At 67.2% G+C, this 23,952-nt stretch carries 15 protein-coding genes and 1 riboswitch; of the genes, 7 read left to right on the top strand and 8 right to left on the bottom strand.

Translation table 11 applies throughout. The features are described from left to right. Positions 1 to 369: 369 nt before the first annotated feature. Genes ACE3T5_RS11690 through ACE3T5_RS11680 form a run of 3 tightly spaced genes read left to right on the top strand, consistent with a single transcriptional unit; the run spans position 370 to position 3,850 of the window. Complete coding sequence (locus tag ACE3T5_RS11690; RefSeq protein WP_374667755.1) at positions 370 to 1,902, top strand: YifB family Mg chelatase-like AAA ATPase; 1,533 nt, start codon at positions 370 to 372, stop codon at positions 1,900 to 1,902. A gap of 36 nt (positions 1,903 to 1,938) precedes the next feature. Further along, the gene (locus ACE3T5_RS11685; RefSeq protein WP_374667753.1) at positions 1,939 to 2,571 is read left to right on the top strand and encodes a YfiR family protein; all 633 of its coding nucleotides are present in this window, start codon (positions 1,939 to 1,941) and stop codon (positions 2,569 to 2,571) included. A 58-nt stretch (positions 2,572 to 2,629) separates the two neighbouring features. Further along, the gene (locus ACE3T5_RS11680; RefSeq protein ID WP_374667751.1) at positions 2,630 to 3,850 is read left to right on the top strand and encodes an MFS transporter; all 1,221 of its coding nucleotides are present in this window, start codon (positions 2,630 to 2,632) and stop codon (positions 3,848 to 3,850) included. 46 nt (positions 3,851 to 3,896) lie between these two features. On the opposite strand, the gene ACE3T5_RS11675 is transcribed toward ACE3T5_RS11680, so the two are convergent. From ACE3T5_RS11675 to ACE3T5_RS11665, 3 genes are all read right to left on the bottom strand, one after another. Then, complete coding sequence (locus tag ACE3T5_RS11675) at positions 3,897 to 4,361, bottom strand: glycine zipper 2TM domain-containing protein (protein WP_374667749.1); 465 nt, start codon at positions 4,359 to 4,361, stop codon at positions 3,897 to 3,899. Positions 4,362 to 4,441: 80 nt separating this feature from the next. Then, a complete protein-coding gene (gene metH / locus ACE3T5_RS11670; protein ID WP_374667747.1) occupies positions 4,442 to 7,177 on the bottom strand; it encodes a methionine synthase in 2,736 nt (911 codons plus the stop codon). Between the two features lie 44 nt (positions 7,178 to 7,221). Beyond that, positions 7,222 to 7,291, bottom strand: a riboswitch (S-adenosyl-L-homocysteine riboswitch). A gap of 355 nt (positions 7,292 to 7,646) precedes the next feature. After that, entirely contained in the window at positions 7,647 to 9,248 is a 1,602-nt protein-coding gene (locus tag ACE3T5_RS11665) for an anti-phage dCTP deaminase (RefSeq protein ID WP_374667745.1), read from the bottom strand. A gap of 80 nt (positions 9,249 to 9,328) precedes the next feature. Here ACE3T5_RS11665 and ACE3T5_RS11660 point away from each other — a divergent pair, with 80 nt between their 5' ends. Genes ACE3T5_RS11660 through ACE3T5_RS11650 form a run of 3 tightly spaced genes read left to right on the top strand, consistent with a single transcriptional unit; the run spans position 9,329 to position 15,976 of the window. Continuing rightward, positions 9,329 to 11,449, top strand: coding sequence for an N-6 DNA methylase (locus ACE3T5_RS11660; RefSeq protein WP_374667743.1), 2,121 nt, complete (start codon positions 9,329 to 9,331; stop codon positions 11,447 to 11,449). Further along, positions 11,446 to 12,699, top strand: coding sequence for a restriction endonuclease subunit S (locus ACE3T5_RS11655; RefSeq protein WP_374667741.1), 1,254 nt, complete (start codon positions 11,446 to 11,448; stop codon positions 12,697 to 12,699). The genes ACE3T5_RS11660 and ACE3T5_RS11655 overlap by 4 nt, the downstream gene beginning before the upstream one ends. A gap of 22 nt (positions 12,700 to 12,721) precedes the next feature. After that, positions 12,722 to 15,976: a type I restriction endonuclease subunit R gene (locus ACE3T5_RS11650; protein WP_374667739.1), complete on the top strand. Its 3,255-nt coding sequence runs from the start codon at positions 12,722 to 12,724 to the stop codon at positions 15,974 to 15,976. Here ACE3T5_RS11650 and ACE3T5_RS11645 read toward each other — a convergent pair. The 4 genes from ACE3T5_RS11645 to ACE3T5_RS11630 form a co-directional block, all read right to left on the bottom strand. Next, entirely contained in the window at positions 15,973 to 16,860 is an 888-nt protein-coding gene (locus tag ACE3T5_RS11645) for a hypothetical protein (RefSeq protein ID WP_374667737.1), read from the bottom strand. The genes ACE3T5_RS11650 and ACE3T5_RS11645 overlap by 4 nt on opposite strands. Before the next feature lies 1 nt (position 16,861). Continuing rightward, positions 16,862 to 17,779 carry a hypothetical protein gene (locus ACE3T5_RS11640; RefSeq protein WP_374667735.1) on the bottom strand — a complete coding sequence of 306 codons (918 nt, stop codon included), beginning with the start codon at positions 17,777 to 17,779 and terminating at the stop codon, positions 16,862 to 16,864. 89 nt (positions 17,780 to 17,868) lie between these two features. Further along, entirely contained in the window at positions 17,869 to 18,318 is a 450-nt protein-coding gene (locus tag ACE3T5_RS11635; RefSeq protein ID WP_374667733.1) for an Lrp/AsnC family transcriptional regulator, read from the bottom strand. Positions 18,319 to 18,548: 230 nt separating this feature from the next. After that, positions 18,549 to 19,595: a homocysteine S-methyltransferase family protein gene (locus tag ACE3T5_RS11630; RefSeq protein ID WP_374667731.1), complete on the bottom strand. Its 1,047-nt coding sequence runs from the start codon at positions 19,593 to 19,595 to the stop codon at positions 18,549 to 18,551. A 49-nt stretch (positions 19,596 to 19,644) separates the two neighbouring features. Between ACE3T5_RS11630 and recQ the strand changes: the two genes are divergently transcribed. Then, positions 19,645 to 21,582: a DNA helicase RecQ gene (gene recQ / locus ACE3T5_RS11625; protein WP_374667729.1), complete on the top strand. Its 1,938-nt coding sequence runs from the start codon at positions 19,645 to 19,647 to the stop codon at positions 21,580 to 21,582. 25 nt (positions 21,583 to 21,607) lie between these two features. Here the strand turns inward: recQ and ACE3T5_RS11620 are convergent, their stop codons facing one another. After that, positions 21,608 to 23,920: an ATP-binding protein gene (locus ACE3T5_RS11620; protein ID WP_374667727.1), complete on the bottom strand. Its 2,313-nt coding sequence runs from the start codon at positions 23,918 to 23,920 to the stop codon at positions 21,608 to 21,610. Positions 23,921 to 23,952 lie beyond the last annotated feature (32 nt).

Genomic DNA, 23,952 nt, shown 5'->3' with positions numbered 1-23,952 from the left:
GCGTCTGGGAGATGGCGCGATAGCGGTAATCCGTCACTGCACCCACGTTGAAGGACAGCGTGTAATCCGGTTCCGGGGCCTTGGCCTGGGCCAGCACGGCGCCGGAAACGACCAGGGAGGCAAAAAGTACAGCCAGTTTCTTCATGGGGAGGTTCTCCGTTAGATGGGAAAGGGTTGACGAACGACCTGTTAGCAGGAGGCGTGCCATGAATGCCTTCTGCTCTGGGAAACCCTGATGGCGCAAGCTTGCCGTGCTGCGCGAGGGCGGCCAACCCGGTGCGAAACGCTGATTTGCACCACGGCGGTGCGATCTTGTTTTTCTTTCCGCACCAGCGACACACATGCACTTGAATGGGGAGGGAGAAGGCGATGAGCCTGTGTCTGGTGCAGAGCCGGGCCCTGCTGGGCCTGCAGGCGCCCGCCGTCACGGTGGAGGTGCACCTGGCCAATGGCCTGCCCAGCTTCACGCTGGTGGGCCTGGCCGACACCGAGGTGAAGGAGGCGCGCGAACGGGTGCGCGCCGCGCTGCTGACCTGCGGGCTCGACTTTCCCCATAACAAGCGCATCACGGTCAACCTGGCGCCGGCGGACCTGCCCAAGGACTCCGGCCGGTTCGATCTGCCGATCGCCCTGGGCATCCTGGCGGCCAGCGGGCAGATCGACGCGGCGCGGCTGGCCGGCCATGAGTTCGCCGGCGAGCTCTCGCTCTCGGGCGAGCTGCGGCCGGTGCGCGGCGCGCTGGCGATGAGCCTCGCGCTGCACGCGGGCGGCGTGACGACGCGGCTGGTGCTGCCGCCCGGCAGCGCGGAAGAGGCCGCGCTGGTGCCGGACGCGCAGGTGTATCGCGCGGCGCACTTGCTGGATGTGGTGCGGCAGTTCGCACCCGTGGGGGCGTTGGCGGCCGAGGCCCCCGCCGGCTGGACCCGCCTGCAGGCGATGCCACCCGAGGCCGGCGCACCGGCTGCGCCGGACCTGGCGGACGTGCGCGGCCAGGCCGCGGCGCGGCGGGCCCTGGAGATCGCGGCGGCCGGCGGCCACAGCCTGCTGCTGACCGGCCCGCCGGGCGCCGGCAAGTCCATGCTGGCGCAGCGCTTCGCCGGCCTGCTGCCGCCGATGAGCGTGCAGGAGGCCCTGGAGAGCGCAGCCATTGCCAGTCTGGGCGAAGGCTTCGATGTGTCGCGCTGGTCACAGCGGCCCACGCGAAGCCCGCACCACAGCGCGAGCGCGGTGGCGCTGGTCGGTGGCGGCACACCGCCGCGGCCGGGCGAGATCTCCCTCGCGCATCACGGTGTGCTGTTTCTCGATGAGCTGGTCGAGTTCAACCGCCAGGCGCTGGAGGCCCTGCGCGAACCGCTGGAGACCGGCCGCATCACCATCGCCCGGGCGGCGCGACGGGCGGAGTTCCCGGCGCGCTTCCAGCTCATCGCGGCGATGAACCCCTGCCCCTGCGGCTGGCTCGGCTCGGCCCGGGCCTGCCGGTGCACGCCGGACCAGGTCGCCCGCTACCAGGGGCGTCTGTCCGGGCCGCTGCTGGACCGCATCGACCTGCAGGTGGATGTGCCGGCACTGGCGCCAGGGGACCTGCTGCAGGCGCCGGCAGGGGAGCCCAGCACCGCGGTCCGCGCCCGCTGCGAGGCCGCGCGGGCCCGCGCCCTGGCCCGGCAGGGCGCGCCCAACGCGGCGCTGGCCGGGCAGGCGATCGACGACCACGCAAGGCTTGCGCCAGCGGCCCTGCAGTTCCTGCGGCAAGCCGCCACGCGCCTGGGCTGGAGCGCCCGCGCCACGCACCGGGCGCTGAAGGTCGCCCGCACGATCGCCGATCTGGCGGGCGCCGAAGGGATCGCGACGGCGCATCTGGCCGAGGCCATCCAGTATCGACGGGGCCTGGCCGGGACCGGCTGACGCGGCGCGCGGCGCCTGCTCATGAATAATGCGCCCATGCCGCCTTCGCCGAGCCCCCGCACCGACCGCCCCCTGGCGCGGCGGTCGCGGCGTCGGCTGCTGCTGGCCGCGGCGGGGCTGGCACTGGCACCGCTCGCCTGGGGGCAGGCCGCCCCGGCGCCCGCGGCTGCGCATGCCGCGCCCCCCACGCGCGACGCGGTCGTGAAGGCCTCGTTCCTGCACAAGTTCGCCAGCTTCGTCGAATGGCCCGAAGGCACCTTCGCCCGGCCAGACGCGCCCATCCACATCGGCATCCTGGGCGACGAGGCCGTCTGGCGCGAACTGAGCGAGCTGGCCCGCGACCGGGACCGTGACGGCCGGCCGGTGGTGCCGGCGCGCCTGCAGCCCGGTGACAGCCTGGCAGGCCAGCACATCCTGTACCTCAAGGCCGAGACCCCGGCGCGCATCGAGGAACTGCTGGCCACCGTGCCGGAGGGCGTGCTGACCGTCTCCGACTCCGAAGGCGCCCACCCGCGCGGCAGCGTGCTGAGCTTCTTCCTGGAAGAAGGCATCGTGCACTTCGGTGTCTCGGTCGAGGCGGCCAACCGGCAGAAGCTGCGGCTGGATGCCCGGCTGGTCTCCACCGCACGGCTCATCAGCAGCCGCGACGCGGGGGTCCCGCGCGGATGACCGCACACCGCCTTCCCAAGCGGCCCGCACCCTGGGGTGCCCCGCGGGAGGGCGTCCGGTGAGCAGCGCCACCGGCCACGACCGCCGGCTGGTGCTGTGGCTGTCCGTCGGGCAGCTCATCACCTGGGGCAGCGTCTTCTACACCTTCGCGCTGCTGCTGGAGCCGGTGGAGCGCGAGCTGGGCATGAGCCGCGCGCAGACCTCGCTGGCGTTCAGCCTTGCGCTGCTGGCCGAGGGCGTGCTGGCCTATCCGGTGGGCCGCTGGATCGACCGCGGCCATGAACGCGCGGTGATGACGATCGGCTCGCTCGCCATCGCGGCCGGGCTGCTGCTGCTGAGCCAGGTGCGCACCGCGGCCGGCTTCCATGCGGCCTGGCTGCTGCTGGGCGCGGCGCTGGCGGCCACGCTCTACTCGCCCGTGTTCGCGGTGGTCACGAGGCGCTTTCCGGGCGACTTCCGCCGCGCGATCATCACCCTCACCTTTCTCGGCGGGCTCGCCAGCACGGTGTTCATTCCGCTCAGTGCCTGGCTGATCGATGCGCTGGGCTGGCGCCAGGCCGTGATCGCGCTCGCCGGGCTGCATCTGGCCGTGTGCGTGCCCCTGCACGCGGTCTGCCTGCGCGGTGCGCACCGGCCCGCTGCCTCCGCCACGCCCGCGACGGCCGGCAGCCCGGCGCCGGCGGACGCGGCGGCCCACCGACGCGCGCTGCTGCGCAGCCCGCCGTTCCTGCTGATCGGTATCTTCGTCATCGGCATGATGGGCATCACCTCTGCCATTCCGCCGCACCTGATCAGCCTGCTGCGCGAGAGCGGGCTGCCGGCGGCGTGGGTGATCGCGATCCCGGCGGCGATCGGCGTGATCCAGGTCGCGGGGCGTGCGCTGCTGTTCTTCTTCGAGCACCGGTTCGACCTGCACCTGGCCAACCGTGCGATCCCGTGGCTGATCCCGCTGGCGCTGGGCGCGCTGCTGGCCGGCGCGGCGCATCCGTTGGCGGGGCTGGTGTTCGTGCTGCTCTACGGCCTGGGCAACGGCATGCTCACCATCGTGAAGGGCACCGCCATCGCGCAGTACGTGAACCGCGAGCATGTGGCGGCGCTCAATGGCGCGCTGGGCCTCCCGACGGCGCTGGCGCGAGCCGCCGCGCCGCTGGCGCTGGGCGTGCTGTGGTCGCCCGAGGGGGGCTACCGGTGGGGCATCGCGCTGCTGCTGGCCACGGGCGTGGTGGCCGCAGTGGCGCTGGGCTGGGCGCAGCGGCGCTCGCTGCTGCCGCTGCGCTGAGCCACCCCCTCCTGGATTCCCGCCTGTGCGGGAATGACGCGGGCGCTCAGCGCACCAGGCGGTCGTTCTCGAGCTTGACGATCTGGCCGGTCTTCCAGGCGGGACGCTGCTCCGAGTCGAACTTGCGAATGCTGCCGTCCTTCATCTGCACCTCGGTCACCCAGACCTGCTTGGCAGTCACCTGCTTCTGCACCTCGTTGCCGGCGATGCCGCCGACCACGGCGCCGCCCACCGTGGCCACGGTGCGGCCGCTGCCCTTGCCGATCTGGTTGCCCAGCAGGCCGCCCACCACCGCACCGCCCACGATGCCCGCGGCGCCGCCTTCGCCCTTGCGCTTTTCCTGATGAACGGACTGCACGGTGCCGCATTCCGGGCACACCACGGTGCGCGGCTTCACGGGCGCCACCTTCACGGCGTTGCCGCCACCAAACTGGGCCTGGTTGGGCGGGTCATCCGCCAGCGCGGCGCCCGCAGCGAGGGCGAACGCGGCACACAGCACGACTTGCTTCATGGGAACTCCTTTCATGCACCGATTAAACGGCCGACCCGGTCGCCGCGTGCACCGCGAAGTTCAAGAAAGAATCACAAATGTCACAAATTGGGCGCCAGCAGCCGCTGCAGATCGGCCACCTGGGCGCCCTGGCGGCGCGCGAGATCCTGCAGCTGGTCCTCGCCGATGCGGCCCACGTTGAAGTAGCGGCTGTCGGGGTGGCTCAGGTAGAAGCCGCTCACGCTGGCCGCGGGCGTCATGGCCAGGCTCTCGGTCAGACCCATGTCGACGTCGCCGGCCTGCAGCAGCTCGAACAGCGGGCCCTTGATGCCGTGGTCCGGGCAGGCCGGGTAGCCCGGCGCCGGCCGGATGCCGCGGTAGCGCTCGGCGATCAGATCCGGATTCGACAGTGCCTCGTCGGGCGCGTAGCCCCACAGGTCCTTGCGCACCCGCTCGTGCAGGCATTCGGCGAAGGCTTCAGCGAGACGGTCCGCCAGCGCCTTCAGCATGATGGCCGAGTAGTCGTCATGGTCGTCCATGAAGGCCTGCACCTTGCGGTCCACGCCCAGGCCAGCGGTGACGGCGAACGCGCCCACGTAGTCGGGCGCCACGCCCTTGGGCGCGACGAAGTCGGCCAGGCAGCGGCTCGGCCGCGGCACGCCGTCGATCACCGGCTTCTCGGTCTGCTGGCGCAGGCCATGCCAAGTGAGCACCGGCTGCGAGCGTGACTCGTCCGTGTAGAGCACGATGTCATCGTCGTCCACCGTGTTGGCGGGCCAGAAACCCATCACCGCGTTGGCGGTGAGCCAGCGGCCTTCGATCAGGCGCTTGAGCATGCGCTGGCCGTCGGCGTACACGCGCACGGCCTCGGTGCCCACCACCTCGTCCTTCAGGATCTCGGGGAAGCGGCCCGCCAGATCCCAGGTCTGGAAGAACGGGCCCCAGTCGATGTACTTCGCGAGTTCCGCCAGGTCGAAGTTGCGGAAGACGCGCCGGCCGATGAACTTGGGCACCGGCGGCCGGTAGCCCGCCCAGTCGATGCGGGTCTTGTTGGCGCGCGCCTGCGCCAGCGGCCACAGCGGCACCTGCTTCTTGTTGGCGTGCTGCTCGCGCACGCGGGCGTAGTCGGCCTCGATCTCGGCGATGTAGCGCGCCGCCTGGTCCGACAGCAGGCTCTGTGCCACGCCCACGCTGCGCGAGGCATCGGGCACGTAGACCACTGGCCCCTCGTAGTGCGGCGCGATCTTCACCGCGGTGTGCACGCGGCTGGTGGTGGCCCCGCCGATCAGCAGCGGGATCTTCTTCACGCGGAAGTGGTCGTCCTTCTGCATCTCGCGCGCGACCACCTGCATCTCTTCCAGCGAGGGCGTGATCAGGCCCGACAGGCCCACGATGTCCGCGCCCTCGACCTTGGCCTTCGCCAGGATCTCGTGGCAGGGGACCATCACGCCCATGTTCACCACCTCGAAGTTGTTGCACTGGAGCACGACGGTGACGATGTTCTTGCCGATGTCATGCACGTCGCCCTTGACCGTGGCGATGACGATCTTGCCCTTGGCGCGCACGTCCTCGCCAGCGGCCTCCTGCTGGCGCTTCTCTTCCTCGATGTAGGGGATGAGGTGCGCCACGGCCTGCTTCATCACGCGCGCCGACTTCACCACCTGCGGCAGGAACATCTTGCCGGCGCCGAACAGGTCGCCCACGACATTCATGCCGTCCATCAGCGGCCCTTCGATCACGTGCAGCGGCCGGCCGCCGCCGGCCAGCACCTGCTGGTACATCTCCTCGGTGTCGGCCACGATGTGGTCGGTGAGCCCGTGCACCAGCGCATGCGACAGGCGCTGCGCCACCGGCAGCGCGCGCCACTCGTTCTTCTTGCCCTCGTCCTTGGCGGCGCCCTTGGCCGACTCGGCGATCTCCACCAGGCGCTCGCCGGCGTCCGGGCGGCGGTTCAGCACCACGTCTTCCACCCGCTCGCGCAGCTCGGGATCGAGCTCGTCGTACACGCCCACCATGCCGGCGTTGACGATGCCCATGTCCAGCCCGGCGCGGATCGCGTGGTACAGGAACACGGTGTGGATCGCCTCGCGCACCGGGTCGTTGCCGCGGAAGGAGAAGCTGACGTTGGAGACACCGCCCGAGACCTTGGCGCCGGGCAGGTTCTGCTTGATCCACTTCACCGCCTCGATGAAGTCCACCGCGTAGTTGTTGTGCTCCTCGATGCCGGTGGCGATGGCGAAGATGTTCGGGTCGAAGATGATGTCCTCGGGCGGGAAGCCCACCTCGTCCACCAGGATGCGGTAGGCGCGCGCGCAGATCTCGGTCTTGCGCGCGAAGGTGTCGGCCTGGCCCTGCTCGTCGAAGGCCATCACCACGGCGGCCGCGCCGTAGCGCTTGACCAGCTTCGCCTGGTGGCGGAAGGCGGCTTCACCTTCCTTCAGGCTGATGGAGTTGACGATGCCCTTGCCCTGGATGCAGCGCAGGCCGGCCTCGATCACCTCCCACTTGGAGGAGTCCACCATGATGGGCACACGGGCGATGTCGGGCTCGCTGGCGATCAGGTTCAGGAAGCGCACCATGGCCGCCTGGCTGTCGAGCATGGCCTCGTCCATGTTCACGTCGATCACCTGCGCGCCGTTTTCCACCTGCTGGCGCGCCACGGCCAGCGCCTGCTCGTACTGGCCCGCGAGGATCATGCGGGCGAAGGCCTTGGAGCCGGTGACGTTGGTGCGTTCGCCGATGTTGACGAACAAGGTTCTTGGGGATGGATCTTCAGCTCCGTCCCCAACTAATCGTGCAGGGCCGATGGAGACGGGCTCCAGGCCTGCGAGTTGCATGGGGGGGACATCGCGCTGCTGCATCTCACTCACCTCTTGGATTTCAGAAGTGAGCGCGGTTGGATCCATCTCAAGCCTGACAGCCGTGCGGCCGCTGCAGCGCTCCTTGAGCAGGGGGGATTCTAGCGGTCAGGGAAGTTCGAACCTTCACGTCCCCTGTCAACCCGAAGAGACGCTGGCACAAACATGCCGAATGGAACGCCGCGAACGGCTCTGCTGCAGGAAAAAAGGGCCTGAAGCCCGATCAACCCACCCCGGCGTTATCCGAATGCCGAGTCCCCTGCTTCGGTGCTCCTGGGCCGAAGACTGATGTGCCGGACCGATGCTGTAATGCTTTCGTAAACGGAAGGGAGTTTGTCCTCTGCCTTTCGCGCGCGAAACTGGGACAACTCGACCACCTGGGCAACAGAGGGCTGCGCGGTCTTTTCGGTGCGGTCGAGATCCAGTTGGAGCTGAAAGGGCTTTTCCATCACGTCTCCTGGATGTTTGCGTCGTTCACGACCACTTTTCGGTCCAGCAAAGATTTTACGACCAGACTCTCCAGGGTTGGCAAGGCCTCCAGACTCTTTTCCAACTTGGGGCTTGCCAATTCGGGGGCAATTCGGATTACTTTGCCATCCTTCTTGCGCGAGTCCGGCCTCATCCGGAACAGGGCCAAGTACCTGGTCGGAGCGACCCCGTCGTAAGGGATCAATCGCACCTTGTCTGAGGCATCCTCATTTTCTGTGACCGCGTCAGAGTGCAGCTTGGTGGCCAAGCTCTTCTTGTAAGGCTCGATGAAGTAGACCTCCTTGATGCCAGCCGCAATGATGTGACGGGCACATGAGTGGCAGGGATAGGTCGTCACATACAGGCGACCACCTCGAACCCGATCACCCTTCTGTCGCAACGCGGTGAGGATCGCATGCATCTCCGCATGGATCGACCGCGAGAACTCGATCAGCCCTCGGAGCTTCTTGCTCTTTGCCACTGCCTCAACCGCCTGGGCTCGTTTGCGAGGATCAATGACGCCATCAAGCGCCGAGACGATGTGATCGGCAAGAATGGTCTTCTCTTCGTCGTTGTAGCACTTGCCTCCGTGATTCCAACACCTCTTGTCTCCATCGCCATTCGGGTCTGCGGCAAGATCTGTCACGTAGAGATCCCCAAACGCTCTTGGAACGTCATTCCATCCAATCGCCAGCACTTCACCTTCCGAATCCGTGACTGAAGCGCCAACCTGCCGTGACAGACAAGCCGAGTTGCCAGCTGCAGAGGCAGCAGCGTACATGGCAGTCTCGCCTCTCGTGGGAGTGATGACCCGCGTGCCCAGGATCAAGTGCAGAAACCGCTCGACCTTCGCACGGAGCTGGGTTTCCGTGTTGGAATCCATTCTCAGGAAGAAGTCGCTTTGCGGAAAAGTATCAGCGACCGTCTGGCCGTGATTGATCTCTTCACCTGAATCTCTGTCCATCAGCGTCGCAATCTGCGCGTTGTCGAGCCCCTTCTCCCGCAACATTGCCTCGCGATTCGCGAGCGGTGAAAAGACGCCCACCACATACAGGGACTCGCGATACACCGCCCTGAGCAGCTCAAGTTCCTCCTGGTTCTTGATCGAGTCAATGATGTGACACGCTCTCCTCGGCAGAAACTGCCCCGTTGTCTTGTCTTTGGCGTTGAGTTCTCTGTCTAGGCGAATATCGTGGACTGCGAGTTCAGCCAGCACGCTGCTTCCAAACTTTTCCCGCATCTCGTCACCAAGGGATATCAAATCGTGACGCCGACCGGAGGGATCGCCACTGATCGCTCGACCCGCCCGCCCTGCGTGCGACTCGATGAACTGACTGAGGCGAATCACATTGCACTTGGTGTAGCCGAAGGGTCTTTCCAACATCTCCTTCAGCTTCTCCGCCACCTCGTGAAGCGGCGACCCAATGGGCCCACACAAAGCAATCACCAGTTCCTGGGTATGGGTAGAAGAGATGACCTCTCCCGTCGTGGCGCCCGCGAACAAGCCTGGTTGCTTCGCTGGGGCGGCAGCTTCTACAGCTTTGAGAGCCATCCTCGTTTCCTCCTGGATGGCATTGTCCATGAGCCCCCCTCCCGGCACAAGCATCGGGACACAGCTTCCACACGGACGCGGGCTTGTGACCCGGCGCTAAGATGCGCCCCATGAACAGAGAGCAGCTCAAGAAACTCGAACGCGACCTCTGGGCCGCCGCCGACAAGCTGCGCGCCAACAGCGACCTCAAGGCCAGCGAGTACAGCACCCCGGTGCTGGGCCTGATCTTCCTGAAGTTCGCCGACAACAAGTATCGGCAGCACGAAGATGCCATCCTGGCGGAGTACCAGAAGCTCAAGGGCACGCGCCGCGAGCGCAGCCTGCAGGACATTGCCATCGAGAAATGCGGCTTCGCCCTCGGTCCGCAGGCCCGCTACGACTACCTGCTGAACCTGCCCGAAAAGGAAGACATCCCCAAGGCCATCCGCTCGGCCATGGCCAGCATTGAGGCCAGCAAGCCTGAGCTGGAGGGCATCCTCCCGCAGCAGGAGTACGACCGCTTCAGCCGCAACCCGCAGAACCGCAGCATTCCCAAGGCGCTGCTGAAGCTGTTCTCTGACATCCCGCTCGACGCCTCGGGCGACGTGTTCGGCCAGATCTACGAGTACTTCCTGGGCAACTTCGCGATGAGCGAGGGCCAGGGCGGCGGCGAGTTCTTCACGCCGCGCTCGGTGGTACGGCTGATGGTGGAGATCGTCGAGCCGCACGGCGGCAAGGTGTTCGACCCGGCCTGCGGCTCGGGCGGCATGTTTGTGCAGTCGGCACAGTTCATCGAGCAGCACCGCAAGGACGCCGCAAAGGACCTGGACGTCTACGTCTACGGCACCGAGAAGACACTGGAAACGGTGAAGCTGGCCAAGATGAACCTGGCCGTGAACGGGCTGCGCGGCGAGGTCAAGCAGGCCAACGCCTATTCCGAAGACCCGTTCGGTGCTTTCGGCAATTTCGACTACGTGCTGGCCAACCCGCCCTTCAACGTGGACGACGTGCCGCTGGACCAGGTGGAGCACGACAAGCGCTTCAACACGTACGGCGTGCCGCGCAACAAGAGCAAGCCGGCCGGTGCCAAGGGCAAAGACAAGGCAGAACAGAAGGCTCAGGAGACGGTGCCCAACGCCAACTACCTGTGGATCAACCTGTTCGCGACGTCACTGAAGCCCGTGGGCCGCGCCGCGCTGGTGATGGCCAACTCCGCCAGCGACGCGCGGCATTCCGAGGCCGACATCCGCCGCACACTGGTGCAGAACAACCTGATCTACGGCATGCTGACGCTGCCGTCCAACCTTTTCTACACCGTCACGTTGCCGGCCACGCTGTGGTTCTTCGACAAGGGCAAGGCCGACGACCGGGTGCTGTTCATCGACGCGCGCAACGTCTTCACGCAGATCGACCGCGCGCACCGTGAGCTGAACGACGCGCAGATCCAAAACCTGGCCATGATCCCGCGCCTGCACAAGGGCCGGCGCGGTGAGTTCGTGGCCTTGGTGGATGGGTACTTCCGCAGCGGCCTGGCCAAGCTGCAGGCCAGCCATGCCAAGCTGCCGGCGCTGGCCGAGCGGCTACGGGCCGTGCTGGGTGAGGATGAGGCCGAAGCACCCGAGGCCACGGCAGCCGGTCTCGCGGCGGTGGACCATCTGCTGGCGCAGTGGGTAGAACTGCAGCCGCTGGCGAAAGCGCAGCAGGCTTACTTTGCGGCGCATGGTGAGGCCGAGGCCGTGGACGCGCGCAACGAAGCGCAGCATGCTCTGCGCACGACCTACGCGCCGTTCTTCGAGAAGCTGCACAAGAGCCTAAGGGCGCTGGACCAGGCCATCCGCGACGGCGACAAGCGCAGGGCCGAGGCCGCCAAGGCAGCCGGCAAGCGCAGCGGCGGCAACCGGCAGACCAAGGCCGTGAAGGACGCGCTGCAGGCGCTGCACGACGAGGTGAGGCTGGCCGAAAGCGACTTTGGGCACATCGAATGGCTGCAGCAGCGGTTTCCGAAGGCCGCCTACGAGGATGTGACCGGGCTGTGCAAGTTGGCGACGCCGGCGGAGATCGAGGAGCAGGACTGGTCCCTAAATCCGGGGCGGTATGTGGGCGTGGTGATTGAGGAAGACGGGAAGACGGAAGAGGAGTTCAGCGAGTTCATGGCCGATTCACTGGATCAACTCAAGGCTCTCTCGGAAGCCGCCTCGACAACCGAAGCAGCCATCTATGCAAACCTGGCGAAGTTGCTGGCAGACGCATGAAGCCCGGCCAGATTGCCATCGAGATGACGGAGTTGCAGTCACTCTGTCTGCGCGTGACATCGGGAGGCACGCCTTACAGGGCCATGCCCGAATACTATGAAGGCGGGACCATTCCGTGGATGAAGACAGGCGAGGTCAAGCAGCGCTTCGTCTATGAGACTGAAGAACACATCACGGAGCTGGGCCTTGAGAACTCTTCAGCCAAGCTGATTCCTGCAAACAGCCTTGTTGTCGCCATGTATGGCGACGGCGATACAGCGGGCAATGTGGCGATCAACAAAGTGCCCCTCACGACGAATCAGGCGTGCTGCAACTTCGTGATTGATCCGGCGAAAGCCGACTACCGATTTCTGTACTACTACCTCAAGGCCAACTACAACAACTTGGTCGGTTTGAAGCTTGGAGGATCTCAGCAGAATCTGAACGCGGCCACCCTCAAGCGCTTTCCGGTCCCCTCAGTGCCGCTCGGTCTGCAACGCAAGATCGCCGCGATCCTCTCCGCCTACGACGACCTGATTGCCAACAACCAGCGGCGCATCGCGCTGCTGGAGGGCATGGCCGAGGAGATCTACCGCGAGTGGTTCGTGCGGATGCGGTTTCCGGGCTACGCGCAGGCGTCCTGGCACAAAGGACGACCGGCTGCCTGGAGTGAATCGAAGTTGGGCGCGATTGCTGCATTCACGATGGGACAAAGCCCAAGCTCGGAGTACTACAACGACCGTGGCGAAGGCCTCCCATTTCACCAGGGCGTTGGCACGTACGGGCCGCGGTTCCCGAGACATGAGATTTTCTGCAGCGAACGAGGGCGCCAGGCGCAGTCAGGAGACATCCTCTTCAGCGTCCGTGCACCAGTTGGACGCTTGAACATCGCTGACACTGAATTGATCCTGGGCCGCGGACTGGCAGCAATGAGGCACAAGGAGGGCAAGACGACCTTCTTGTACTACTTGCTGCGAGTTGCCTTCGCCAAAGAGGATGTCATCGGCAACGGCTCTATCTTCAATTCTGTGGGCAAAGACGAGCTCGCAGCATTCCCGATCCTGCTGCCTACGCCCGACTTGGTGGAGCGGTTTGAAGCAGTTGTCGGTCCTGTCGACTTGCAGCTGTCCGCGCTTTACAGGAGCAATGAGAAGCTGAAGCAGACGCGCGACGCCCTCCTTCCCCGCCTGATGTCCGGCAAACTCAAGGTCGATCACCTCGACATCCGGCTGCCGCCCAGCATGCGGGCCGAGGCCGAAGCGGTGGCGTAGGCGAAGAGCTCAGGGAGGGCCGGTGCCGAACTTCATCTCCGAAGACGATATCGAGCAGGCCCTGCTGCAGCGGCTCCAGCACCTGGCCGGCTGGAACGCGCTGAACTGCTTCACAGCCCAGCCCGACGATCTGAACGACAGCTCGGGCCGTGCCGACAAGCGCGAGGTGATCCTGGCCGACAGGCTGCGCGCGGCCATCGCCCGCCTGAACCCGCACGTGCCCGCCGCTGCGCAAGAGCAGGCCGTGGCCACGGTGCTGCAGCCGCGCACGGCCATGAGCCTGGTGAAGGCCAACCGCGAGGTGGACGGCCTCATCCGCGACGGCGTGGTCGTGGAGTTCAAGGCCACCCAGGGCCCGGACGCCGGCAAGACCGTGACCGAACGCGTGCGCGTGATCGACTTCGACCAGCCCGCGCCCGATGCCGGCCAGAACGAGTACCTGGCCGTCTCGCAGCTGTGGGTGCGCGGCGAGAAGGGCTACCGCCGCCCCGATGTGCTGCTGTACGTGAACGGCCTGCCGCTGGTGTTCGTCGAGCTGAAGAACAGCAACGTCAAGCTGAAGGCCGCTTACGACGACAACCTCACCAACTACAAAGTCGAGATCCCGCAGTTGTTCGCGTCTAACGCGCTGTGCCTGCTCTCCAACGGCATCGAAACCAAGGTGGGCAGCCTCACGGCCGAGTGGGAACACTTCTTCGCTTGGCTGCGCGTGGACGACGAGAAGGAAGTGATCGACCGCGCCCAGCTGGCCGACAGCGCGCTGAGCCTGGAGCGCGCGGTGCTCGGGCTGCTGGCGCCCGCCCGGCTGCTGGACTACGTGGAGAACTTCGTCGTCTTCCACCGCGAGACGAACAAGGTGGTGGCGCAGAACCACCAGTTCATTGGTGTGAACAACGCCTTCGAAGTGTTCACGCGCCGGCAGACGGTGGGCGGCAAGCTGGGTGTGTTCTGGCACACCCAGGGCTCGGGCAAGAGCTTCTCGATGGTGTTCTACACACGAAAGGTGTTCCGCAAGCTCAACGGCAACTTCACCTTCGTGGTGGTGACCGACCGCGACGACCTGGACGGCCAGATGTACCGCAACTTCCTGCACACCGGCGTGGTGGCGGCCAAGGACGAGGTGCGCCCGCGCGACAGCGCCCAGCTGCGCGACATGCTGGGGAAGAACAAGCGAGTCGTGTTCACGCTGATCCAGAAGTTCCGCTACGACAAGGGGCTTGCCTACCCGCTCCTGTCGGAGCGCGACGACATCATCGTCATCGTCGACGAAGCGCACCGCACGCAGTACGCCGGCCTGGCCGAGAACATGCGCGCCGGCCTGCCCAATGCCAACTACCTGGCCTTCACCGGCACGCCGCTGCTGGGCAAGGACCGCAAGACGAACGCCTGGTTCGGTGGCTACGTCTCCGAATACAACTTCCAGCAGAGCGTGGAAGACGGCGCCACGGTGCCGCTGTTCTACGAGAAGCGCGTGCCCGAGGTGCTGATCCAGAACGACGACCTGAACGAGGAGTTCGTCGCCATCCTGGAAGACGAGAACCTGGACGACGCGGCACAGCAGAAGCTGGAGAAGCGCTTCGCGCAGGAGATCGAGGTCATCAAGCGAGATGACCGGCTGGAGCTGATCGCGGCCGACATCGTCTTCCACTTCCCGCGCCGCGGCTACCTAGGCAAGGGCATCGTGATCGCGGTGGACAAGTTCACCGCCGTCACGATGTACGACAAGGTCCAGGCGAAGTGGAAGCAAGAGATCAAGGCGCTGGTGGGGCGCATTGCAGCCACGCCCAACGAGATCGAGCGTGTGCGCCTGAAGCGCATCCTGGACTGGATGCGCAAAGTGGACATGGCCGTGGTGGTGAGTGCGGAGAACGGCGAGGAAGAGAAGTTCGCCGCCCGCGGTCTGAGCATCGTGTCGCACCGCAAGCGCATGGAGGCGCTGGACAAGAACGGCCACGACATCGAGCACAACTTCAAGGACCCTGACCACCCGCTGCAGCTGGTGTTCGTCTGCGCGATGTGGCTGACGGGCTTTGATGCGCCAACGGTGAGTACGCTGTACCTGGACAAGCCCATTCAGGGCCACACGCTGATGCAGACCATCGCGCGGGCGAACCGGGTGACGTCGCACACGATCAACGGTGTGGCCAAGCGCAATGGCGAGGTGGTGGACTACTACAACGTCTTCCGGCGCATGAAGAAGGCGCTGAAGGACTACGCAGCCGGGCCCACCGACGATGACGAGCTGCCGGTTCGTGAGAAGGAGGCGCTGTTCACCTTGCTGGATGACGCCATCGAGCAAGGCCTGGCTTTCTGCAACACGAATGGCGTGCCGCTGCGCGAAGCGCTGGGGCGCGACGATGTGTTCACCAAGCTGGGCCAGTTCAACGGCTATGCCGACACGCTGCTGGCCAGCGACGAGCTGCGCAAGAGCTTCAACGTCTACGAGAACACGGTGAGCGCGCTGTACGAGGCCTGCAAGCCCGAGGTGCTGAGCCGCGGCAAGGGCCGCACCGTGTCGGCCTTCCAGTACCTGCGCGGGGTGATGGACACCATCGTCGAACAGGCCGACGTGGACTCGGCCGTTCGCCGCCTGGGCGAGCTGCTCGATGAAAGCGTGGTGGTGGACAAGGCCGAGACCTTCAAGGCCAAGCAGTTTGACGCCGAGTACAAGATCGTGCAGCGCGGCAAGGCCTGGGATCTGAGCAAGGTCAACGTCGAGAAGCTGCGCGAAGAGTTCAAGCAGGCGCCGTACAAGAACATAGCGATCGCCGACCTGCGCAGCTTCATCGAGAAGAAGCTGACCGAGATGCTGCAGCAGAACGCCACGCGTACGGCGTTTGCTCAGCGGCTACAGGCCGTGATCGATGCCTACAACTCAGGGGCAACAGCGACCGAGGACTACTACCAGCAGCTCACTGACTACGTGGCAGAGATGCAGGCTGAAGCCGCGCGCCATGTGCGTGAGGGCCTGACGGAAGACGAGCTGGAGCTGTTCGACCTTCTGAAGAAGGACAGCATGACCCAAGACGAGACTCAGCGCGTGAAGCTGGCAGCAAAGCGCCTGCTGAAGCGGCTGGTCGAAGAGCACCCCAAGGTGCTGGTGCAGGACTGGTTCAAGGACAACCAGACGCAGAAGCAGGTGCGGTCAGAGATCGAGCGCGTGCTCGATGAGGACCTGCCGGAGACCTACGAGCGTGCCTTGTTCAAACAGAAGTGCGACAACGTGTTCGAGCTGGTGGTGGACTACGCATCCAGGCATCGCAAGTGGGCGGCCTAGAGAAGCCGCCAGATCCGCAGCGCCTCCTCGAAGGTGTTCATGTGCAGCTCGACGACGCGCGGGATGGATCCGTCGTGCTCCACCTGGTAGCCGCCCGCCAGGTTCCACGCCACGGGCACGCCCAGGTCCCGGGCGATGGTGAACAGGGTGGCGTCCCGCATCCGCATCTGGTCGGTCGTGAGCACGCCGCCGAGCGGGTCATCGACATGCACGTCGGCCCCGGCCTGGTAGAGGATCACGCCGGGGGCGAACGCCTGCAGCTGGCGGCGCAGCGCCGAGACGGCCTCGAGGTACGCGTCAGCGTGTTCAGGCCGGCGGAAGCGATGGCCCAGGCTGAGGTGGAACACGCGGTCGCTCGCCCGCTGCGCGTCGATGATGGCCTGGGTGCCGTCCCCATAGTGGTAGTCGCCGTCGATGATGGCAACGCGCGAAACCCGGCCTTCGGCCAGCAGCCGCATCGCGGTGACCATCAGGCCGTTGAAGGTGCAGAAGCCCCGGCCCGCGCTCGGGCCGGCATGGTGGAAGCCCGACGTGAGCGAGGCGCTGATGCCGTCGCCGAGCGCGGCGACGGCCGACTGGTAGCACGCCCCGCACGTGTACAGCAGTGAGCGGGCCACCGACGCGGAGTAGGAGCCGAAGCCGTTGGGCTGCCTCAGGCTCAGCACGTCGTCGACGAAGTCGCGGTCGTGCGCCCGGTAGATGTCGTGCACCGTCGCCGGCGCCGGGGCGACCAGCCGGATCGGCCAGGCCGAGCGCTGCAGCGCCTCGGACATGAGCTTCGGCTTGCGGTCGCTGGGGGAGCGGCTCTGCCCGGCATCGGACACCAGATCGTCCGAGTAGAAGACCTGCAGCGCCTGCAGGGTGCTCGACTGGCTCGCGTCCATCCTAGAGCTGCGCCCGGGCCACGCCCCGCAGGTGGTCCAGCGTGGTCTGGCCCGGTGAGAACAGGAAGGCCTCGATCTGCTGCTGGAAGTGGGCGCTGAAGGCGCGCCGCCGGTTCTCGGGCGAGACCGCCAGGGTCGACAGCCGCAGGAACCGGTAGCCGTCGCAGTCGCGCACGCGCATCACGCTGCCGGGCAGCTTGGCGCACGGCCGCAGCGCGATGTCGTCGCGCCTTTGGACGGCGAACAGGCTGCCGGGGGGCACGCGCACGCCGTTCAGGCGCAGCTCGACGAGGCTGATGCAGGAGTGGTCGTCGCCGAGGGACAGCTTCTCGATGAGCAGCGGCTCGCCCTGCTCGGACACATGCACGTTGATGCGCCCGCCCCGCCGGACGAGATCGTGGGCGATCTCCAGGAAGTAGCGCTCGGCGAGCGTGCAGGTGCCCACCTTGAGTTCCTCGCCCCAGGCCGGCAGATCGTGGGGGGATGGCGGCCCTTCGCCGGACAGCAGGAGATCGGCGATGAGGACGGCGAGCAACCGGCTTTCCTCGCGGGCCAGCTTCGCGGGCAGGTCGCGCAGCACCCGGCGCAACTGGCCCATGCCGCCACTGGCGCTGGCGCCGTCATCGTCGTCGGTCGCCGGGGTCAATGGCTCGCGCAGGGCCACGCGCGCCCAGCCCGGGAACAGCTTGCCGATCACCTCCTTGCGTTCACTCAGGGGCCGGTTCACGAGCACGCCCAGGTGCCGGGTGGACTGGGTGAAACCGCAGCCGCGGCGCTCGGTACAGTGGGTGAAGTGCTCGCCGAGCATCTCGACCAGCGTGTCATTGAGCCGGCAGCCCTCGGCCTCCAGCAGGACGCACAGCTCGTGCGGCGAGACATGGCCGCCGTCCTGAGCTTTCGCGTGCTGCGCCGTTTCCATGGGAGTCGATCCTTTCGGCCTGCCACCCGGGCGGAATGATCGCGCAGAACCGACCCGGCCGTCTGCCGCGCCGGGCCTGGCCGATACCTTCACAGGGGCAAGTCGGCCTTCTTCAGGGTGCGCAGCACGAAGCTCGACTTGCTGTGCCGGATGCCGCGGATCTTGTAGAGCTTCTCGCGCAGCAGGCGCTCGTAGTCGCGCGTGTCCTTCACCGCCACGCGCAGCAGGTAGTCGTACTCGCCGGAGACGAGGTAGGCCTCGATCACCTCCGGGATCGCGGCCAGCGTCTCGCCGAATTTCTCCAGCGTGTTGTCGGAGTGGCTGTCCAGCGTCACCTGCACCAGCACCGTGTCGCTGTAGCCGAGCGCCTGCGCGTTCAGCCGCACGGTGTAGCCCTCGATCACGCCGGCGGCCTCCATCTTCTTCACCCGCTCCCAGCAGGGCGAGGCACTCAGGCCCACGGCCTGGCCGATCTGCTGCAGGCTGGCGCGGGCATCGGCCTGCAGCACCTTGAGGATTTTCCGGTCGATGGCGTCCATGAAGCCGGATTATCGGCATCAACCCAATGGCGCAGAAGGGCTTTCTGATCTGGACCGAATTCGTCGAAAGTTCAGCAAGACTTTCGCTGCCTCGGGCGGCACACTGGATCCCGTTGACCCCGGGGTTACCGCCCAGGGGAAACGACGAGGAGCCGGCGGGTTACCGCCCGCCGGCTCGCTTGGCCCTCCGCTTCACGAGAGCCGGGCAGATGACGCCGCAGGCCGGCCGCTCAGGCGGCTTCGCGGTAGAAGAAGGGCCGGGGCACGGCGCGTGCGGCCAGCGGCTGCACCGCCTGCCCGATGGCGGCGATGTGCTCCGGCGTGGTGCCGCAGCAGCCGCCCACGATGTTCACCAGCCCTTCGGCCGCGAACTCGCGCAGCAGGCGCGAGGTGACTTCGGGCGTCTCGTCGAAGCCGGTCTCGCTCATGGGGTTGGGCAGGCCGGCGTTCGGGTAGCAGCTGATGAAGGTGTCGCCCGCCACGCGGTTCAGCTCCTGGATGTAGGGGCGCATCAGCGCCGCGCCCAGCGCGCAGTTCAGGCCAATGGCCAGCGGCTGCGCGTGCCGCACGCTGTACCAGAAGGCAGTGACCGTCTGGCCGCTGAGGATGCGGCCGGACGCGTCCGTCACCGTGCCGCTGATGATGAGGGGCAGGCGCTCGCCGCTCTGCTCGAAGAACTCGTCGATGGCGAACAGCGCCGCCTTGGCGTTGAGCGTGTCGAAGATGGTCTCCACCAGCAGCAGATCCACCCCGCCCTCGACCAGGCCTTCCACCTGCTCCAGGTAGGCGGCGCGCAGCTGCTCGAAATCGACATTGCGGGCGCCCGGGTCGTTCACGTCGGGGCTGATGCTGGCCGTGCGCGGCGTGGGGCCCAGGGCGCCCGCCACGAAGCGCGGCTTGTCCGGCGTGCTGAACTTGTCGGCCGCTTCACGCGCGAGGCGGGCCGCCGCCACGTTCATCTCGCGGGCGAGCGCGCCCAGGCCGTAGTCGTCCTGGGCGATGGCGTTGGCGCCGAAGGTATTGGTCTCGATGAGGTCGGCGCCGGCGGCCAGGTAGCCCTCATGGATGTCGCGGATCACGTCGGGCCGGGTCAGCACCAGCAGGTCGCTGTTGTTCTTCACGTCCTTGGGGTGATCGGCGAAGCGCTGGCCACGGTAGTCGGCCTCGGTCAGCTTGAAACGCTGGATCATGGTGCCCATGGCGCCATCGAGGATGGCGATGCGTTGCGCCAGCAGGCCCGGCAGGGCCTGTCCACGGGTATAGGTCACAGGTTTCATGGTGATGCCATTGTAGGAACCTGGCGTGAAACGGGTACGCTCGCGGGCGATGCCCCTGCCTGAAGCCACCCTGGACCCCCACCCGAACACCATCCTGCGGCAGGTGTTCGGCTACGACCGTTTCCGCGGGCTGCAGGCCGACATCATCCGCCACGTCACCGAAGGCGGCGATGCGCTGGTGCTCATGCCCACCGGCGGCGGCAAGTCGCTGTGCTACCAGATCCCCGCCATCGCGCGGCAGCGCGCCGGCCACGGTGTGTCCGTCGTCGTCTCGCCGCTCATCGCCCTGATGCAGGACCAGGTGGGCGCGCTGCACGAGGCCGGCGTGGAGGCCGCGTTCCTGAACAGCACCTTGAGCGGTGAGGCGGCGAACGCCGTCGAGAAGCGCCTGCTGCGCGGCGAGGTGACCCTTCTGTACGCCGCGCCCGAACGCGTGACCACACCGCGCTTCCTGGCCCAGCTGGATGCGCTGCACGAGCGCGGGCAGCTCGCCCTGTTCGCCATCGACGAGGCCCACTGCGTGAGCCAGTGGGGCCACGACTTCCGGCCCGAGTACCGCGCGCTGTCCCTGCTGCACGAGCGCTACCCGGGCGTGCCGCGCATCGCGCTCACCGCGACGGCCGATGAACTCACCCGCGCCGACATCCTGACCCACCTGCAGCTGGGCGAGGCGCGCCTGTTCGTCAGCAGCTTCGACCGGCCCAACATCCGCTATCGCATCGAGGAGAAGAAGGACGCCACGCAACAGCTGCTGCGCTTCATCGAGCGCGAGCACGCGGGCGAGGCCGGCATCGTCTACTGCCAGTCGCGCAAGCGGGTGGAGGAGGTGGCCGAGCGCCTGTGCCAGCACGGCATCGACGCCCTGCCCTATCACGCTGGCCTGGACGCCGCGGTGCGGCAACGGCACCAGGACCGCTTCCTGCGCGAGGACGGCATCGTGATGACGGCCACCATCGCCTTCGGCATGGGCATCGACAAGCCCGACGTGCGCTTCGTGGCGCATGTGGACCTGCCGAAGAACATCGAGGGCTACTACCAGGAGACAGGCCGCGCCGGCCGTGACGGCCTGCCCGCAGACGCCTGGATGGCCTACGGCCTGCAGGACGTGGTGAACCAGCGGCGCATGATCGACGAGAGCCCGGCGCCGGAGGAGTTCAAGCAGGTGCTGCGCGGCAAGCTGGATGCGCTGCTGGCGCTGGCCGAGGCCACCGACTGCCGGCGGGTGCGGCTGCTGGCCTACTTCGGTGAGACCTATGCGCCGGCTTCAGCGGATGGCGCCCAGGATGACGAGGGGGCCGCGCCCCGCCTGCGCTGCGGCAACTGCGACAACTGCCTGCACCCGCCCGCCGTCTGGGACGGCACCGAGGCCGCGCGCATGCTGCTGTCGACCGTGTACCGCGTGCAGCAGGCGAGCGGCATCGCGTTTGGCGCCGGCCACATCATGGACATCCTGCGCGGCAAGGTGACCGACAAGGTGCGCCAGTTCGGCCACGACACGCTTTCCACCTTCGGCATCGGCGCCGACCTGTCGGAGGCCCAGCTGCGCGGCGTGCTGCGCCAGCTGATCGCCACCGGGGCGCTGGCGGTGGACAGCGCCCACTACAACACGCTGCAGCTCACGCCCGCCTCGCGCGCGGTGCTGCGCGGCGAGCAACCGGTGCGGCTGCGCGAGTCGGCGGCGCTGCCCGCTGGCGAGCGGCGGTCACGCGGGACCCGCGGCCCCGCGAAACCGGTGGCCGCCGCCGACCTGAGCCCCGCCGCGCAGCTGCGCTTCGAGGCGTTGCGCCGCTGGCGCGCCGAGACCGCGAAGACGCTCAACCTGCCTGCCTACGTGATCTTCCATGACGCGACGCTGGCCGCCATCGCGGCCCTGGCCCCGCAGACCCTGCGCGAGCTGGAAGGCGTGAGCGGCCTGGGCGCGCGCAAGCTGGAGGCGTATGGCGCGGAGGTGATCCGGGTGGTGGGGGAGGCGGGGGCGGAGGGCTGAGCCCTTCGTCATTCCCGCGCGGGCGCTACCGCACGAACCCCATCGGCCGTGCCTCGCGCACCTCGGGCTTGATGCGGTGCTCGGCCTCCAGCTGCTCCAGGAATTCCTCCGGCGCGAAGGCCGTGGCGAGGATGTCCACCTGGCGCTTCACGGCCGCGAAGTCGCCGGGGCAGAGCTGCTCCAGCCGGGCGAGCCGCTGGCGCAGGGGCTCCGTCAGGGCGGCGGCGTCTGACGCCAGCGCCTCGGTGATGAACATGCGCTCGCGCTGCGCCGCGTTGAGCGGGTGGAAGCGGATCTTGAAGGTGAAGCGCCGCAGGGCCGCCTGGTCGATGCGATCCATCAGGTTGGTGGTGCAGACGAAGATGCCGGCGAAGCGCTCCATGCCCTGGAGCATCTCGTTGACCTCGGTCACCTCGTAGCTGCGCTGCGCGCCCCGTCGGTCCTGCAGGAAGCTGTCGGCCTCGTCCAGCAGCAGGATGGCCTTCTCGGCCTCGGCCTCGCGGAACATGGCGGCCATGTTCTGCTCGGTCTCGCCGACGAACTTGCTCATGAGGTCGCTGGCCTGCTTGATCATCAGCGGGCGCTCCAGCGCGCGCGCGATGTGCTCCGCCAGCGCCGTCTTGCCGGTGCCGGGCGCGCCCCAGAAGCACAGGCTGCCGTGGCCGCGCGCCTTGAGCGCCTGCACGATGCGCGGGATCTCGAAGCGCGACTCCACGTTCAGCATGTCCAGGTCGTAGGTGGTCACGCTGCGGCGCTCGCCCGCCTCGCTGGCGCGGGTGCCCAGGGCCTGGTCGGCGTTGCGCAGCTGCCGCTCGATCAGGGCCTCCATGCTGCCGCCCTCTCCCGCGGTCAGCCCGGCGAAGCGCACTGCGGTGCGGATCTGCGCCGGCGTCAGGCCCTTGCGGGCCGTGAGGCGGGCCACCAGCTCGGACGACACCGCCACGCCCTCGAGCGTCTTGCGCACCAGCTGCTCGCGCGCGCCGGGCGGCGGCGACTTCAGCTCCAGGTGATATGCGAAGCGGCGGCGGAAGGCCGGGTCGATCTGCTCGATGCGGTTGGTGATCCAGATCGTGGGCACCGGGTTCGATTCCAGGATCTGGTTGACCCAGGCCTTGCCGCTCACGCTGCCGGAAGGCGGGGCTACGACCTGCTCGGCCCGCGCCATCATCTGCGCGGCCTCGCTGGAGATGGGTGGAAAGACGTCTTCCACCTCGTCGAACAGCAGCGCGGCCTGGGCACTGCCCTTGAGGAACACCTGGGCGATCTGCAGGGACCGGTAGCGGTCGCGGCCCGAGAGCGAGTTGCCGTCGCGATCCGCGTATTCCACCTCGAACAGCTCCAGCCCGGCGGCCTGCGCCACCACCTTGGCGAGCTCGGTCTTGCCGGTGCCGGGCGGGCCATAGAGCAGCACATTGACGCCGGCCTCCTTGCGCTCCACCGCCTGGCGCAGCAGGGTGCGCAGCACACGGGCGTCTTCCTCGACGAAGGCGAAATCGTCCGCCGAGAGCGTGCTCTTGGCCGAGGGCCGGGTGAACACGGCCATCAGCTCGCTCTGGTCGCGGTATTCGCGCATCAGGACGGGCGGCAGCTTCTCGCTCACCTTCATCAGGTCCGCCAGGTCGGTGATGTTGTGCTCGGAGATCAGGTTCTCGACCAGGCCGATGCGCTCCAGCCGGGAGCCGGCGCGCAGGGCCTCGCCCACCTCCGCCGCGTTCACGCCCGCCACCTCCGCGATGGCCGCGTAGGCCTCGGGCGCGTTGTTCACCTTGAACTCCACCAGCAGGCTGCGCAGGTCGCGCTGGTAGCGCGCGAGCGTGCCGTACAGCAGCAGCGCCCGTTCCGCTTTGTTGAGCTGCAGCAGGTTGGCCAGCGCGTCGATGTTCTTCTCCACCAGGGTGGATTGCTTCTTGAGCGCGTGCGTGAGCCAGTCGCCGGTGACGGCCAGCACCGACAGCAGGTCCTTGGGCTGGTCCTTGGCGTATTCGTCCAGGTAGAAGAAGAGCGTGCCCTCTTCGTAGGGGCCGCGCCACACGCCATGCCGCTCCAGGAAGTCGCGTGTGGCCAGCTGCTCGTGGCCGCGCCAGAACTCGTTGTCCTTGCAGCGGCGGCCCAGGAACTCGCGCAGGCGCTCCAGCGCCGGCTGCGGCCAGACCAGGTGCCGGCCCGCGAGCGACAGCAGGCCGTTCAGGTCGCGCCGCACGTTGAACTTGGCGCCCTGCTTGGCCGCCAGCGTGAGCACGAAGTGCGAGCACATCAGGTCCAGCACCGGCGCATCTTTCAGGCCGGGAGAAGGCAGCACGTGCAGATCGACGGAACGCTTGGCCAAACACACCTCCATGACGGGGCTGGCAGTTCTACGATAACGCGACT

The sequence above is a fragment of the Ramlibacter sp. genome (assembly GCF_041916345.1).
GTDB lineage: Bacteria > Pseudomonadota > Gammaproteobacteria > Burkholderiales > Burkholderiaceae_C > Ramlibacter.
This window is presented reverse-complemented; position numbering and strand designations above follow the sequence as displayed.

Bases quoted from the DNA above. Each gene is read 5' to 3' on its own strand.
- ACE3T5_RS11690 (WP_374667755.1), top strand. From the start codon at position 370: ATGAGCCTGTGTCTGGTGCAGAGCCGGGCCCTGCTGGGCCTGCAGGCG.
- ACE3T5_RS11685 (WP_374667753.1), top strand. From the start codon at position 1,939: ATGCCGCCTTCGCCGAGCCCCCGCACCGACCGCCCCCTGGCGCGGCGG.
- ACE3T5_RS11675 (WP_374667749.1), bottom strand. From the start codon at position 4,361: ATGAAGCAAGTCGTGCTGTGTGCCGCGTTCGCCCTCGCTGCGGGCGCC.
- metH (WP_374667747.1), bottom strand. From the start codon at position 7,177: ATGCAACTCGCAGGCCTGGAGCCCGTCTCCATCGGCCCTGCACGATTA.
- ACE3T5_RS11665 (WP_374667745.1), bottom strand. From the start codon at position 9,248: ATGGACAATGCCATCCAGGAGGAAACGAGGATGGCTCTCAAAGCTGTA.
- ACE3T5_RS11660 (WP_374667743.1), top strand. From the start codon at position 9,329: ATGAACAGAGAGCAGCTCAAGAAACTCGAACGCGACCTCTGGGCCGCC.
- ACE3T5_RS11655 (WP_374667741.1), top strand. From the start codon at position 11,446: ATGAAGCCCGGCCAGATTGCCATCGAGATGACGGAGTTGCAGTCACTC.
- ACE3T5_RS11645 (WP_374667737.1), bottom strand. From the start codon at position 16,860: ATGGACGCGAGCCAGTCGAGCACCCTGCAGGCGCTGCAGGTCTTCTAC.
- ACE3T5_RS11640 (WP_374667735.1), bottom strand. From the start codon at position 17,779: ATGGAAACGGCGCAGCACGCGAAAGCTCAGGACGGCGGCCATGTCTCG.
- ACE3T5_RS11635 (WP_374667733.1), bottom strand. From the start codon at position 18,318: ATGGACGCCATCGACCGGAAAATCCTCAAGGTGCTGCAGGCCGATGCC.
- ACE3T5_RS11630 (WP_374667731.1), bottom strand. From the start codon at position 19,595: ATGAAACCTGTGACCTATACCCGTGGACAGGCCCTGCCGGGCCTGCTG.
- recQ (WP_374667729.1), top strand. From the start codon at position 19,645: ATGCCCCTGCCTGAAGCCACCCTGGACCCCCACCCGAACACCATCCTG.
- ACE3T5_RS11620 (WP_374667727.1), bottom strand. From the start codon at position 23,920: ATGGAGGTGTGTTTGGCCAAGCGTTCCGTCGATCTGCACGTGCTGCCT.